Origin of the sequence: Alloyangia pacifica, from assembly GCF_003111685.1 — a bacterium.
Taxonomy (GTDB): Bacteria; Pseudomonadota; Alphaproteobacteria; order Rhodobacterales; family Rhodobacteraceae; genus Salipiger; species Salipiger pacificus_A.
Map to the genome: position 1 here is coordinate 583,124 of NZ_CP022189.1, position 13,697 is coordinate 596,820.

A 13,697-nucleotide genomic window follows, 5' to 3' on the forward strand; every position below is an offset into this window, starting at 1 on the left:
TTTGGACCGGGGCGTTGCGCGATCTGGTTTGCCCGCGTATCACAGCCACGATGTCGACAGGAGGGATCGCCATGAAGGACGGTGAGCTGGCGCAGCGCGGTTTGGTGTTGCTGGGATGCGGGAAGATGGGATCGGCCATGCTCGAGGGCTGGCTGGGACGGGGGCTGCCGCCCGCGTCGGTCTGGGTCAACGACCCGAACCCCTCGGAGTGGCTGCAGGCGCAGGGCGTGCATCTCAACGAGGTGCTGCCCGAAAGCCCGGCGATCGTGCTCATCGCGGTCAAGCCGCAGATGATGGCCGATGCGCTGCCGGTGCTGGCGAGCTACGGCAATGCCGACACGGTCTTCCTGTCGGTGGCGGCGGGCGTGACCATCGCCACCTACGAGCGGATGCTCGGCGACAAAACCCCGATCATCCGCGCCATGCCCAACACCCCCGCCGCCGTGGGGCAGGGGATCACGGCCATCTCCGGCAACACCAACGCGCGCACCGAGGACATGGCCATGGCCGAGGAGCTGCTCTCGGCAGTGGGTGAGGTCGTGCGGCTCGAGGGCGAGGGCCAGATGGACGCGGTCACCGGCGTCAGCGGCTCGGGCCCGGCTTACGTCTTTCACATGATCGAATGCCTCGCCAAGGCCGGCGAAGCCGAGGGTCTGGCCCCCGAACTCGCCATGCAACTCGCCAAGGCCACCGTCGCGGGGGCCGGCGCGCTGGCGATGCAGGCGGCCGAGGATCCGGCGCAGCTGCGCAAGAACGTGACCTCGCCCAACGGCACAACACAGGCCGGGCTCGACGTGCTGATGGACGACGACAAGGGCCTGCCGTCGCTGATCCGCGCCACGGTCTCTGCCGCCGTGCGGCGCTCGCAAGAGCTGGCAAATGGCTGAGATCAGCTACGACGACTTCCTCAAGGTCGATATCCGCGTGGGCCGGGTGACCCGCGCGGAGCCCTTCCCCGAGGCCCGCAAGCCTGCCATCAAGCTCTGGATCGATTTCGGCCCCGAGGTCGGCGAGAAGAAAAGCTCGGCGCAGATCACCGTCCATTATGCGCCCGAGGCGCTGGTGGGCAAATCGGTCATGGCTGTGGTGAATTTCCCGCCGCGGCAGATTGGCCCCTTCATGTCCGAGGTTCTTGTTCTAGGTTTCTCCGACGAGACCGGGGCGATCGTGCTTGCGACCCCCGACAAGACCGTACCGCCGGGAGGACGCCTGCATTGACCAAGATCCTGATCGCCCGAAACCTGCCCGAGAGCGTCGTCGCCGAGGCCCGCGCCGCGTTCGACGTGACCTATCGCGACCGGCCCGACCCGATGAGCCGCGACGAGATGCTGGCCTCGCTGTCGGACTACGACGGCGTGCTGATGACGCTGGGCGACCAGTACACCGCCGAGGTCTTCGCCGCCGCCGGGGTGCCGCGGGCCAGGATCCTTGCCAACTTCGGGGTGGGCTTCAACCACATCGACGTCGAGGTGGCCAAGCATGCCGGGATTACCGTGACGAACACGCCCGGCGCTGTCACAGATGCCACCGCCGACATTGCGATGACGCTGATCCTGATGTCCTGCCGCCGCGCGGGCGAGGGCGAGCGGCTGGTGCGCATGGGCAATTGGCGGGGCTGGCACCCGGTGCAGATGCTCGGCCTGCACGTGACCGGCAAGACCGTCGGGATCCTCGGCATGGGGCGCATCGGCCAGGCCATCGCCCGGCGCTGCCACTACGGCTTTGGCATGGAGGTGGCCTACATGAGCCGCTCCGAGAAAACGCTCGATCATCCGGCCACGCGCTACGACACGCCCGAGGACCTTGCGGCCAATGTCGACATCCTTGTCACCGCCCTGCCAGGCGGCGCCCAGACGCATCACACGGTGAACGAAAGCGTGCTGGCGGCGATGCGCCCGCATGCGCATTTCGTCAACATCGCGCGCGGCGACGTGGTCGACGAGGCGGCGCTGATCGCGGCGTTGCAGGAGAAGCGGATCGCCGGCGCCGGGCTCGACGTCTACGAGTTCGAACCCCGGGTGCCCGACGCTCTACGCGATCTCGAGAGTGTGGTGCTGCTGCCGCATCTCGGCACGGCGGCGCTGGAAGTGCGCGAGGACATGGGGCGCATGGCCGTGGCCAACCTGCGGGCCTTCTTCGCCGGTGAGCCTGTACCGAACCCGGTCTGAGACCCGCAGACCCGGGCGGTCCCCGCCCGGGACCTGCTCAGGCGGGGGTGTCGCCCATCGCCGCGCGCCAGTGCTTGCGGCAGAGCGAGACATAGGTCTCGTTGCCGCCGATCTGCACCTGCGCACCATCGCTGAGCGCCTTGCCGGTCTCGTCCTGCCGGATCACCATGGTCGCCTTCCGCCCGCAATGGCAGATGGTGCGCACCTCGCGCAGCGAATCTGCGAGCGCCAGCAACGCCGCCGAGCCGGGAAAGAGCTGACCGCGGAAATCCACCCGCAGCCCATAGGCCATGACCGGCAGCCCAAGATCGTCCACCACCCGCGCCAGCTGCCAGACCTGCTTGTCGGTGAGGAACTGCGCCTCGTCGATGAACACGCAGGCGAGCGGGGTCTTGCCGTGCGCTGCGGCGATCACCGCGAAGAGATCGTCCTCGCCGCCGAAGGTCTCGGCATCCTGTCCCAGACCGATGCGCGAGCCGATGCGGCCATGCCCGGCGCGCGTGTCGAGCCGCGCGGTCAGGAGGAAGACCTCCATGCCCCGTTCGCGGTAGTTGTGCGCCGCCTGCAGCAGCAGGGTCGATTTGCCGGCGTTCATGGTGGAGTAGTGGAAATGAAGCTTGGCCATGGCGGTTTCTTGCACCAGCCCGGAAGGGGGAGCAAGGCTCAGGGAGCTGCGCGCTCCGCCTGACCGAAGATCAAGTCCAGCTGCTTCTCGGGGGGCACGCGTTTCAGCGAGAGCTTCTGCATCGGCGCATCGAGCAGGCTGAGCAGCTCTTGGTCGGTCATCCGCGCGTAGTCACGCTTCCAGTGCCGCACCATGAGGTGCCGGTAGGAGGGGCGTTTCGGCACCTCGGCCCAGGCGGTGCGGAAGGGCTCGCTCCGGTGCAGCTGCAAATCGAACAAGTAGTGCGGCCAGAAATAAGGATGCACCGGGCGATCGGCGCCGCCGCCGGGCTGCACAGACCACAGGCGGTCCTTCGGCTCGATCACCCGCTTGCGCGTCTCGGCGCCGCGCATCCCGGCAAGCCGGCAGGCGAGCGCCCCCTTGCCGCCGCGATCAAGTTCGCGCCGGGCGCTCTGTGCGCGGCGGGGGCGGTCCCAATAGCTTCGCATCGCCTCGAGCCACCCGCGGGTGATCGCATGGCCGGGCTCGGAGACAAGGAACCAGTTCTCCACCGGTCGGTGCCGGTAGGGGTCGTGGAACGCAAAGAAGCCAGCATGGGTCAGCGGCTCCAGCCACGCGTCGAGCGGCGCGCAGGGGATGGTGCCGCAATCGACATAGACGCCGCCGTTGCGGTCGAGATCTTGCACGCGGAAGATGTCGCCGCGGCCCTGCAGCGTGGTGGGGACATGCGTGAGCCCAAGATCGCGAAACGACGCCTCGGCGTGGCTTTCGTCGGCGATCTCCAGCGACCAGCCCGGGTTGAGCCGCGCCCAGGCGTCCCAACAGCGTTTCACCAGGTCGGGGGCGGCGGCTTCGCCTTGCGCCCAGAACATCGAAATGCGCCTTGGTATCATGCCTGCCTCGTGGTCCTGACGTCCGCCCTGTTGCGCAGACTGCGCAACTTGGTCAAAAGGAAACGCACCTGGCTTAGCCCGGGCACCGGCCCCGCGCAAGCGGCGGATCCCCGGCCGCAACGAATGGAGAACAGCCTTGTCCCTCGCCCTAATGAAGCTGCGCACCATCGTGAAGTACCGCCGGATGACCCGCGCCCTGCGCAAAACCGTGCGCCGCATCGAGCATGACAGCAGCGGCATCTCCAACGAGTTCGACCGCGCGCCGCTGCAGCGCGAGGCCCTGCTGCCGCTGATCGGCGGCGCGCCGGTGCATGCGGGCGAGAGCAGCGAGATGGCGGTCTACTCGACCTACTGCGGCCCGCTCGGCAGCTTCACCTACGACAAGAACAACCGGCCCAAGACCTGGCCTCATTACTTCGTGTCGAACAACCGAAGCGCGCTTGAGATCGTCGAGGGGCTGGGGTGGAAGCCGATCTTCCTCGACCTGCCGGTGTCGAAGAACCCGGTGCTGAGCGCGCATCAGGCCAAGGTGGCCAAGGCGTTGCCGCATCTTTTCCCCGATCTCGCGCGGCACCGCTTCCTGACTTACATGGACGACAAGCGGCGTATCCCGCACGGCGATCTCGAAGGCATCCGCGACCAGCTGGTCGAGGCGGGCGGCGCCATGGCGCTGCGGCTGAGCCCGCATATCGAGGGCAATATCCTCTGGGAGTTCACCGACTCGCTGTTCCAGGACCGCTATCGCGAGCAGGCGCACCAGATGCTGCGCTACACGCTGGCGCAGATCGAGGCTGGCAAGACGCTGGAGACAGACCGGCTCTTCACCACCAACTTCATCCTGCGCGACATGGCAGACCCGCGGATCGCGGCGCTGAACGAGCGCTGGTACGACGATATCCTTGCCTGCGGCATCGACTGTCAGCTGGCCTTTGCCTTCCTCGCGCAGGGCGAGCCGGCGATCGTCGACCTGCCGGCACCGCCGCGCAAGAAGTATCTCGGCAAAACGATTGCCGCGCCCGAAGGCGCGGCCTGAGCCTCAGACCAGCCGGCCCCAGAGGTCGTACTCGCCGGCCTCGTCCACCTCGACGGTGACCATGTCGCCGGGCTTGAGGTGTTCGAAGCCCTCGTCGATGAAGAGGTTGCCGTCGATCTCCGGCGCATCGGCCTTGGTGCGGCAGGTGGCGGCCTCCTCGTCGACCTCGTCCACGAGCACCTGCATCGTCGCGCCGACCTTGGCCGCGAGCTTGGCTTCCGAGATGGCCTGCGCCTTCTCCATGAATCGCTCCCAGCGCTCCTGCTTGATCTCTTCGGGCAGGTGATCGGGCAGCGCGTTGGAGCGCGCGCCGTCGACATTCTCGTACTTGAAGCAGCCGACTCGGTCGAGCTGGGCCTCGTCCATCCAGTCGAGCAGGGTCTGGAACTCATCCTCGGTCTCGCCGGGGTAGCCGACGATGAAGGTCGATCGCAGGGTGATGTCCGGGCAGTCCGACCGCCAGGCGGCGATCTCGTCGAGCGTGCGCGCTGCGGCGGCGGGGCGGGCCATGCGCTTCAGCGTCTCGGGATGGGCGTGCTGGAAGGGGATGTCGAGATAGGGGAGCACCAGCCCTTCGGCCATCGCCGGAATGAGCTCGCGGACATGCGGGTACGGATAGACGTAATGCATCCGCACCCAGGCGCCGAGCTGGCCGAGCTCACGCGCCAGCGAGAGGATCGGGAACTTCTCGTCCCGGTCCTTCCAATCGGTGCCATAGGCCGAGGTGTCTTGCGAGATCACCAGCAGCTCCTTCACGCCCGCCTCGACCAGCTTCTCGGCCTCGCGCAGAACAGCGCGCTGCGGCCGCGAGGTCAGCAGGCCGCGCATGTCGGGGATGATGCAGAACTTGCACTTGTGGTTACAGCCCTCGGAGATCTTCAGGTAGCTGTAGTGGCGCGGCGTGAGTTTCACGCCCGAGGCGGGCAGCAGGTCGACAAAGGGATCGGGAACCGGCGGCACGGCGCCATGCACCGCGTCGAGCACCTGCTCGTATTGATGCGGGCCGGTCACCGCGAGCACCTTGGGGTGCACGCCGGTGATATACTCGGGTTCGGCGCCGAGACAGCCGGTGACGATGACCCGGCCGTTTTCCTTCAAAGCCTCGCCGATCGCCTCTAGGCTTTCGGCCTTGGCGCTGTCGAGAAACCCGCAGGTGTTGACGATCACCGCGTCGGCGCCGGCGTAGTCGGCCGAGATGCCATAGCCCTCGGCGCGCAGCCGGGTGAGGATGCGTTCGCTGTCGACCAGCGCCTTTGGGCAGCCAAGCGAGACCATGCCGATGGTCGGCTGGCCATCGCGGCGGGTTTCCATGACGCGGGCGCGGGCAAGGTCGGGGCGAAGATCGGGCGGATTCTGCATGGGCGGCATATACGCGCTCTCTCGCTCTGCGAAAAGGGTCGTCGCACGCGGCGCGTCAATCCGCGGCGCCGTGCGTTTGGGGGCGGACGGGCAGGCGTACTTGGAGCGGCGAAGAAGTCCCCAGTGCCCCCCGAAACTTCTTCTCTTTTCAGTCACGCAGGGGGTGAGGCGCGCAGCGCCGGAGGGGCACCGCCCCCTCGCTGCCTCAGCCGAAGAGCCAGAGGATCCCGCCGCAGGCGGCCAGCGCGGCGACGAGGTTCATCGCCAGCCCGATCTTCAGGAAGTCGGAGAATCGGTAGTTCCCGGCGCCGTAGACCAACGTGTTGGTCTGGTAGCCGATGGGCGTGGCGAAGCTGGCCGAGGCGCCGAACATCACCGCCATCGTCAGCGCGCGGGGATCGAGCCCGGTGCTCTCGGCGAGTCCGATGGCAATCGGGGTGAAGACCACGGCGACGGCATTGTTGGTGACGGTCTCGGTGAGCAGCGAGGCCAGCAGGTAGACCGCCAGCAGCGCGAAGAAGGGCGGCAGCCCAGAAATCGGCGGCGCCAGCCAGCTGACCAGCAGGTCCATCGCGCCGGTGTTCTGCAGCCCGAGGCCGACCACAAGCATCGCGAAGATCAGCACCAGCACCGAGCCATCAATCGCCCCCCAGGCCTCATCGGCATCGATACAGCGCAACAGGAGGATCGCCGCGACCGCGATGATCGAGAGCGTCGCGATGTCCATCAGCCCGAGGGCGCCAAGGGCTACGACGGCGGCCAGCGCCGCCAGCACCAGCGGCGCGCGGCCGCGGCGGAAAGCCCGGCCGGTGGGGCGGCTGACCGAGACAAGCTGCGCCTCGTCCTCCAGCGTCTGGAAGGCGGTGGCGGGCCCCTCGAGCAGCAGCTTGTCGGCCGGGCGCAGCTGGACGGAGCCGAGGTCGGGGCCCGGGTTGTGCTCGTGGCGATGCGCCCCCAGCACCCGAACGCCGAAGCGCCGTCCCAGCGACATGCTGCGCAGGCTGCGGCCGAGCGAGGACTTGCGCGGTGAGACGACCACCTCGACGGTCACCAGCTCGCCCTCGGGCGGCTCGCCGCGGCGCAGGCCGATTTTCAACCCCGGATCGTCGTGCAGGGTCAGCAGCTCGGAAGTGGGCGCGCGCAGGATCACCGTGTCGCCTTTCTGCAGCACCTGCTCTTCGAGGGGGGCGGGCAGGGGACTGCCCTTGCGCCGCAGACCGGTCACCCGCACCCCGCCGCGCGCAAGCGGTGCGATCTCGGAGAGCGGCTTGCCCGCGTAGGTGTCATCGGCCAGCGCCGCTTCCGACAGGAAGGTGGTCTCTCCCAGCATCTGCTCGGGATCGCTCGCCTCTCGGTCCGGCAACAGGAGCGGTCCGAGCAGGGCGAGAGTGGCGCCGCCGGCGAGGGCCACGATCAGCCCCACCGGGGTGATCTCGAAGATGCCGAAGGGCGCGAGCCCCTGGCCGCGCGCCACGCCGTCGACCAGCAGGTTGGTCGAGGTGCCGATCAGCGTGCAGGTGCCGCCGAGAATCGCCACGTAGCTCAGCGGTATCAGCAGCCGGGTCGGCGCTTTGCCGAGCGCGGCGGCAAGGCGGATCACCACCGGGATCAGCACCAGGACCACCGGCGTGTTGTTGACGAAGCCCGAGGCGAACAGGGTCACGCTCAGGATCACCCCCAACGCGAGACCGGGGCGTTCCTTCGCCTGGCTGATCACCAGATCCGAGATCGCTTCGAGCACCCCTGTGCGTACCAGCGCGCCGGACAGCACGAACATCGCCGCGATGGTCAACGGCGCTGGATTGGAGAAGACGGAAAGGAGTTGGTCCGACGTGACGTAGCCGAAGGCCACGAACAAGGCTGCGAGCCCGGCGGCGGGCACCTCGGGCGGATAGAGCTCGAGCATGAAGATAACGAAGAGACCGACGATCAACCCCAATGCGATCATGGCGTCATAGTCGGCGATCAGCGAAAAATAGTCTGTCATCTCTGCTCACTCTTGCGTCTCGTATAACGCTGGAGTGCGCGAGTAGGTTGCGCAACCCCCTGCCGTTCGGGGAAAAATCGCTCGGGCAGACGATATTGCGCGGGGAGGGCGGGGAAGCGGCAAAGAAAAACCGCCCGGGCCGGGAGGCTCGGGCGGTTGATGGTCTTGCGGAGCGGCTCAGCGGCGGCGGTCGCGGCGCGAGGACATCGGCTGGAAGGCCACGCCCACATGCGCCTCGCAGTAGGGTTTGCCCTGCTGCACAGGCAGGCCGCAGAACCAGAAGTCGTCGGTCGCGGGGTCGCCCACGGGCCACTTGCAGGTCCGCTCTGTGAGATCCATCAGCGAGAGCTTCTTCGCCTTCTTCTCGATCTCGCTGACCTTGGCCAGTGCCTCGGGGCTGATCTCGTTGGCCGAGGGCTGCGGCGGCAGCGGCTGGCCCGCGGGCACGATCGGCTTGCGCGACGGGCCGAGCGGGGCCGGGCGCGTCTCGACCGCCGTGGCGGTCTCGCGCGCGGGTTCGGAGGCTGCGGCCGGTTCGGGTTTCGGGGCGGGCTTGGCCTTGGCCTCTTTCGGCGCAGGCTTGGCTTCCTTGGCAGGGGCCGCCGGGGCGGCAGGGGCCGCCGCGCCCGCAGGGGCGGTGCGGTTCGACAGGCCGAGCCGGTGCACCTTGCCGATCACCGCGTTGCGGGTGACGCCGCCAAGTTCCTTGGCGATCTGGCTGGCCGACTGGCCCTCGGCCCACATCTTCTTGAGAAGCTCGACGCGCTCATCCGTCCAGGACATGTCCGATCCTTGCTTGAGAAAAAGCGGCCCGTGATCCAGGGCCGCCTGAAAATTCCATCAGGGGGCCTATTGTAGTCATCAACCGGCGAGTTACAAGCCGGACCCAGACGGAAAGGAGACCTTATGGACAGCCAACCCCGCCATGAGCCCGGAGCGCGCCGGTTCGGTGCCGTGAACTGGCTCGGACTCGCCACCCTCTGCCGCAGGGAAACCCAGCGCTTCCTCGCGGTCTGGACCCAGACCCTGCTGGCGCCGCTGGTCACTGCGGGGCTGTTCCTGGTGATCTTCACCATTGCGATAGGCCCGAGCCGCGGCGAGGTGATGGGGGTGCCCTTCACCCGCTTCATCGCGCCGGGCATCCTGATGATGACGGTGATCCAGAACGCCTTTGCCAATACCTCCTCGTCGATCGTGATCTCCAAGGTGCAGGGCAATATCGTCGACACGCTGATGCCGCCGCTCGCGCCCTTCGAGTTGGTGATCGGCTATCTCGCGGGCGGAGTCGCGCGCGGGCTGGTGGTGGCCTGCGCGATCCTGGTGGGGCTCTGGGTGACCACCGGGCTGGTGCCGGCGCATCCGCTGATCGTGCTGGGCTTCGTCCTCCTTGGCGGGGCCTTCCTGTCGGCGGTGGGCATCGTCGCGGGGCTCTTTGCCAACAAGTTCGACCAGATGGCCGCGATCACCAACTTCATTGTCACGCCGCTCGCCTTCCTGTCGGGCACCTTCTACTCGGTCGAGGCGTTGCCCCGGGGGCTCTACGAGATCACCCATTTTAACCCCGTTTTCTACCTGATCGACGGGGCACGCTATGGCGTGCTGGGTGTCTCCGACGCCAATCCGGCGCTCGGCGCCGCGGTGGCGATTTTCGCCACGCTGCTGGTCTCGCTGATGGCGTGGGGACTGTTCCGCACCGGCTGGCGGCTCAAGGCCTGAGCCGACTGCGGGATGCAGGCGATGAAAAGGGGGCCTTGGCCCCCTTTTTTTATTCGTGTGCTCTCTCGGAAAAGACGCCTCGTCAGGCGCGCTTCGCTTCAGCCTGCGGCACGACCTGCTGCGCGATACCGGCGAACAGCAGGTAGACCGAGGTGACAACGAGGCCCCAGTGCGCCCAGCTCTGCGGGTGGAAATCGACCCAGGCGGCCCAGCCGGCGAAGAACGTCCAGGCAATGGCGATGGGCAGCGACAGCGGGCGCCAGCGCTCGGTGCGCACGGGGTGGATAAACTTCAGCGGCAGGAACATCGCCACGGCAAGCAGGCTCACCAGCGCGAGGATCACCCAGAAGTTCGGCTGCAGCGCGAAGAGCACCAGCACCAGCATGTTCCAGCAGCCCGGAAAGCCGTGGAAGGAATTGTCCGAAGTCTTCATTCTGCAGTCGGCGAAGTACATCGCCGAGGCGAAGGTGATGATGATGATCGCGATCCAGCCGGTCCAGCCAGGCAGCAGGCCCGAATGGAAAAGCGCGAAGGCCGGGATGAAGACGTAAGTCAGATAGTCGATGATCAGGTCGAGCAGCACGCCATCAAAGCGCGGCGCGTTCGACTTCACGTCGTACTTGCGGGCCAGCGGTCCGTCGACGCCGTCGACGAAGAAGGCCACGACCAGCCAGAGGAACATGATCGACCATTGCTCCTGCGCGGCGGCAAGCATGGCGAGCATGGCGAAGACCGCGCCGGTGGCGGTCAGCAGGTGAACGATGAGAGCACGAGTTTTCAGGGTCATGCCGCCTGACATGACCGATCTGCGCGCGCCTTGCAATCATCACGCCTCGTCTGGCGGAGGATCCTGCATGAGCGTGGCCAGCCCGCCGAGCTCCTGGCCGAAGCCCGTCTCGATGTGTTCGGCGGCGGAGATGCGCATCTGCGCTGTCTTGTTCTGCGAGAGCTTCCAGGTGCTGTCGATCTCGTCGATGTGCAGGCGGAAAGGCAGGATCATGCGCTGAAGCCTGCTGCGGACCTGAGGATCCATCTTGTCCATGGTCCAGGGGGTCTTGGGGGCAAGCCTGCTTTCGAAGTCGGCGCTTTGCGCGGCGAGCAGCAGGTCGACCTGCTCGTGCGGCAGCGGTGCAAGGCGGCCGATGAGGTGGACAGCGACGTAGTTCCAGGTCGGCACCTGTCCGGGATCGCCGTACCAGTCGGGCGAAATGTAGCCATCAGGACCGCTCACCGCGAGCCTGGCCGGGATTCCCTCGCGGGCAGCGCGGCAGATCGGGTTCGATCGAACGAGGTGCAGATCGGCGTAGGAGCCATCCTCGGACAGCAGGAAGGGCACATGTGATAAAAGCGGCGCGCCCTCGGTGCTGACCGCCAGCGTGCCGAAGGCCCGGTCTCGCACCAGCTCGAGGCTCTGGGCCTTCTCAGTGCGGCGAAAGACCGAGTTTGGGTGCACCGGCTCAGGCCGCCGTCAGCTGGGTGCCGCGGATGCCGGTGATCGCCGCGGTGACGATGGCACCTTCGGTCTGCGGACTGTCGAAGAGCACCTCGGTGAACTGTTCGGTGCGGCCCATCTCCGGGCTCTCCATCAGGATGTGATGGGTGCGTCCGGGCTGGGCGGCGAGGTGGCGCTCTACGGCAGCATCCCCGGCGGCGCGCAGGCGGGCGGCGCGCTCCTTGATCACGGTGCCATTCACCTTGCTCGGGATGCGTGCGGCGGGGGTGCCGGGGCGCGAGGAGTAGGGGAAGACGTGCAGCCAGGTCAGGTCGCAGTCCTCGACCAGCTTCAGCGAGTTGGCGAAATGCTCTTCGGTCTCGGTGGGGAAGCCGGCGATGATGTCGGCGCCAAAGGTCATCTCGGGGCGCAGCTTGCGCGCCTCCTCGCAGAATCGGATGGCATCGTCGCGCAAGTGGCGGCGCTTCATGCGCTTGAGGATCAGGTTGTCGCCGTGCTGCAGCGAAAGGTGCAGGTGGGGCATCAGCCGCGGTTCGGTGGCGATGGCCTGCATCAGGTTCTCGTCGGCCTCGATGGAATCGATCGACGAGATGCGCAAGCGCGGCAGATCGGGGATCAGCTTGAGGATGCGCATGACCAGATCGCCAAGCCGCGGCGTCCCCGGCAGGTCGGCACCCCAAGAAGTGAGATCAACCCCGGTCAGCACCACCTCGTTGTAGCCCTGCTGCACCAGCCGCTTGATCTGGTCCACGACCACGCCGGCGGGGACCGAGCGGGAATTGCCGCGGCCATAGGGGATGATGCAGAAGGTGCAGCGGTGATCGCAGCCGTTCTGCACCTGCACGTAGGCGCGGCTGCGGGTGCCGAAGCCGTCGATCAGGTGGCCGGCGGTTTCGGTCACCGACATGATGTCGTTGACCATGACCCGCTCGGTCTCGCCGATAAAGCCGTTCGACAGCCGCGACCAAGTTTCGGGGGCCATCTTCTCGGTGTTGCCGATGACCGCGTCGACTTCTGTCATGGCCGCAAAGCTGTCGGGGTCGATCTGCGCGGCGCAGCCGGTGACGATGACCTTGGCGTCGGGGTTCTCGCGGCGGAGGCGGCGGATCTCCTGCCGCGCCTTGCGCACCGCCTCGGAGGTCACGGCGCAGGTGTTCACGATCACCGCGTTTTCCATGCCGGCCTGGGCGGCAAGATCCTTCATCGCCTCGGTCTCATAGGCATTGAGACGGCAGCCGAGGGTGGTGAACTTGGGTGCGCCTGTCACGAGACCATCTCCAGCCAGTCGTGGGTGAAATGCCCGTCAAAGACGTGGGCGGTTGGGCCGGTCATCCAGACGCCATCCTCGCGCCAGTCGACCTGCAGCGTGCCACCGTCGAGCTCGATGGTCACGCGGCGCCCGGTGAGGCCGCGGCGTGCCGCGGCAACGGCGGTGGCGCAGGAGGACGAGCCCGAGGCCAGCGTGAGCCCTGCGCCGCGCTCCCACACGCGCATCCGCAGGTGGTCAGGGCCGATCAGGCTCGCAACCTGCACGTTGGTGCGCTGCGGGTAGAGCGGGTGATGTTCATGCGCCGGGCCGAAGCTCTCGATGTCCACCGACCCGGCATCCTCGACGAAGAAGGTGCAATGCGGGTTGCCCATGCCGGTGGCGGTTGGCTTGCCCTCGATCGGCAGCTCCAGCGTGTCCATTTCGGAGGCGAGGGGGATCTCGTGCCACTCGAGCTGCGGCGGGCCCATGTTCACAGACGTCAACCCCTCGCCTGCGTCGCGGGCCAGGAGCGTGCCACGCTCGGTGGTGAGGGTGAGCTCGGATTTGCCGGTCTCGTCCATCAGGAAGCGCGCGATGCAGCGCGTGGCGTTGCCACAAGCGCCCGCGGTCGAGCCGTCGGCGTTATAGAAGGTCAGATGCGCATCGCCGCTGTCCTGCTCGATCAGCGCCAGTTGGTCGAAGCCGACGCCGCGGTGCCGGTCGGCGATCGCCATGGCGAGGGCAGGGGTCATGACGACGGAGCGCGCACGCGCGTCCAGCACGACGAAGTCGTTTCCGAGCCCGTGCATCTTCATGAAGGGCAAATTTTGTGCGCGCGTGTGTTTCATCCGGGCGCATATACGCTTCTTGAGGGTACGTTTCCAGCCTACGTTGCGGGGGGCAGCCTTGCTGCGAATGCATGCGCCGGCGAAGGGCGGGGCCAGGGCCGCGGGAGAAGTTCGGCAGGATTGTCATTTTTCCGCTTGACCCCCCACGCCACAGTTCCTAGAAGCCGCCCACACACAGTGGGCCGTTAGCTCAGTTGGTAGAGCAACTGACTTTTAATCAGTGGGTCGCAGGTTCGAATCCTGCACGGCTCACCACTGTGTCAAAGTCCCGAGAGAGTGGGCCGTTAGCTCAGTTGGTAGAGCAACTGACTTTTAATCAGTGGGTCGCAGGTTCGAATCCTGCACGGCTCACCACTCTGGCAAGTT

General features: G+C 67.0%; 14 protein-coding genes and 2 tRNA genes. 7 read left to right on the forward strand and 9 right to left on the reverse strand.

Features of this window, described 5'->3' with window-relative positions:
* Window positions 1-71: 71 nt before the first annotated feature.
* Genes proC through CEW88_RS02850 form a run of 3 tightly spaced genes read left to right on the forward strand, consistent with a single transcriptional unit; the run spans window position 72 to window position 2,168 of the window.
* Window positions 72-887 (forward strand): pyrroline-5-carboxylate reductase, encoded by an 816-nt coding sequence (gene proC / locus CEW88_RS02840; protein WP_108964589.1) that lies wholly within the window; start codon window positions 72-74, stop codon window positions 885-887.
* Window positions 880-1,218: a tRNA-binding protein gene (locus CEW88_RS02845; RefSeq protein WP_108964590.1), complete on the forward strand. Its 339-nt coding sequence runs from the start codon at window positions 880-882 to the stop codon at window positions 1,216-1,218. The genes proC and CEW88_RS02845 overlap by 8 nt, the downstream gene beginning before the upstream one ends.
* The gene (locus CEW88_RS02850; RefSeq protein ID WP_108964591.1) at window positions 1,215-2,168 is read left to right on the forward strand and encodes a 2-hydroxyacid dehydrogenase; all 954 of its coding nucleotides are present in this window, start codon (window positions 1,215-1,217) and stop codon (window positions 2,166-2,168) included. Before CEW88_RS02845 ends, CEW88_RS02850 begins: the two co-directional genes overlap by 4 nt.
* A gap of 37 nt (window positions 2,169-2,205) precedes the next feature.
* On the opposite strand, the gene CEW88_RS02855 is transcribed toward CEW88_RS02850, so the two are convergent.
* A complete protein-coding gene (locus CEW88_RS02855) occupies window positions 2,206-2,793 on the reverse strand; it encodes a thymidine kinase (protein WP_108964592.1) in 588 nt (195 codons plus the stop codon).
* A 38-nt stretch (window positions 2,794-2,831) separates the two neighbouring features.
* On the reverse strand, window positions 2,832-3,665 hold the full coding sequence (locus tag CEW88_RS02860) for a capsular polysaccharide synthesis protein (RefSeq protein ID WP_159099533.1): 834 nt from the start codon (window positions 3,663-3,665) through the stop codon (window positions 2,832-2,834).
* Window positions 3,666-3,822: 157 nt separating this feature from the next.
* Here CEW88_RS02860 and CEW88_RS02865 point away from each other — a divergent pair, with 157 nt between their 5' ends.
* Window positions 3,823-4,719 carry a hypothetical protein gene (locus tag CEW88_RS02865; protein WP_159099534.1) on the forward strand — a complete coding sequence of 299 codons (897 nt, stop codon included), beginning with the start codon at window positions 3,823-3,825 and terminating at the stop codon, window positions 4,717-4,719.
* 3 nt (window positions 4,720-4,722) lie between these two features.
* On the opposite strand, the gene rimO is transcribed toward CEW88_RS02865, so the two are convergent.
* From rimO to CEW88_RS02880, 3 genes are all read right to left on the reverse strand, one after another.
* Entirely contained in the window at window positions 4,723-6,087 is a 1,365-nt protein-coding gene (gene rimO / locus CEW88_RS02870) for a 30S ribosomal protein S12 methylthiotransferase RimO (protein WP_108964595.1), read from the reverse strand.
* A 196-nt stretch (window positions 6,088-6,283) separates the two neighbouring features.
* Complete coding sequence (locus CEW88_RS02875; RefSeq protein WP_108964596.1) at window positions 6,284-8,065, reverse strand: SLC13 family permease; 1,782 nt, start codon at window positions 8,063-8,065, stop codon at window positions 6,284-6,286.
* 177 nt (window positions 8,066-8,242) lie between these two features.
* A complete protein-coding gene (locus CEW88_RS02880; protein WP_108964597.1) occupies window positions 8,243-8,848 on the reverse strand; it encodes a GcrA family cell cycle regulator in 606 nt (201 codons plus the stop codon).
* Between the two features lie 123 nt (window positions 8,849-8,971).
* On the opposite strand from CEW88_RS02880, the gene CEW88_RS02885 reads away from it, so the two are divergent.
* Window positions 8,972-9,781 (forward strand): ABC transporter permease, encoded by an 810-nt coding sequence (locus CEW88_RS02885; protein ID WP_108964598.1) that lies wholly within the window; start codon window positions 8,972-8,974, stop codon window positions 9,779-9,781.
* An 82-nt stretch (window positions 9,782-9,863) separates the two neighbouring features.
* On the opposite strand, the gene CEW88_RS02890 is transcribed toward CEW88_RS02885, so the two are convergent.
* Genes CEW88_RS02890 through dapF form a run of 4 tightly spaced genes read right to left on the reverse strand, consistent with a single transcriptional unit; the run spans window position 9,864 to window position 13,331 of the window.
* Window positions 9,864-10,568: a CDP-alcohol phosphatidyltransferase family protein gene (locus tag CEW88_RS02890; RefSeq protein WP_108967501.1), complete on the reverse strand. Its 705-nt coding sequence runs from the start codon at window positions 10,566-10,568 to the stop codon at window positions 9,864-9,866.
* 39 nt (window positions 10,569-10,607) lie between these two features.
* Window positions 10,608-11,234: an FMN-binding negative transcriptional regulator gene (locus CEW88_RS02895; protein ID WP_108964599.1), complete on the reverse strand. Its 627-nt coding sequence runs from the start codon at window positions 11,232-11,234 to the stop codon at window positions 10,608-10,610.
* Window positions 11,235-11,238: 4 nt separating this feature from the next.
* Window positions 11,239-12,501 carry a tRNA (N(6)-L-threonylcarbamoyladenosine(37)-C(2))-methylthiotransferase MtaB gene (mtaB, locus tag CEW88_RS02900; RefSeq protein WP_108964600.1) on the reverse strand — a complete coding sequence of 421 codons (1,263 nt, stop codon included), beginning with the start codon at window positions 12,499-12,501 and terminating at the stop codon, window positions 11,239-11,241.
* A complete protein-coding gene (gene dapF, locus CEW88_RS02905; protein WP_108964601.1) occupies window positions 12,498-13,331 on the reverse strand; it encodes a diaminopimelate epimerase in 834 nt (277 codons plus the stop codon). Before dapF ends, mtaB begins: the two co-directional genes overlap by 4 nt.
* Before the next feature lie 179 nt (window positions 13,332-13,510).
* On the opposite strand from dapF, the gene CEW88_RS02910 reads away from it, so the two are divergent.
* Window positions 13,511-13,586: transfer RNA gene (locus tag CEW88_RS02910), tRNA-Lys, on the forward strand.
* Window positions 13,587-13,609: 23 nt separating this feature from the next.
* Window positions 13,610-13,685, forward strand: a tRNA-Lys gene (locus CEW88_RS02915).
* Window positions 13,686-13,697 lie beyond the last annotated feature (12 nt).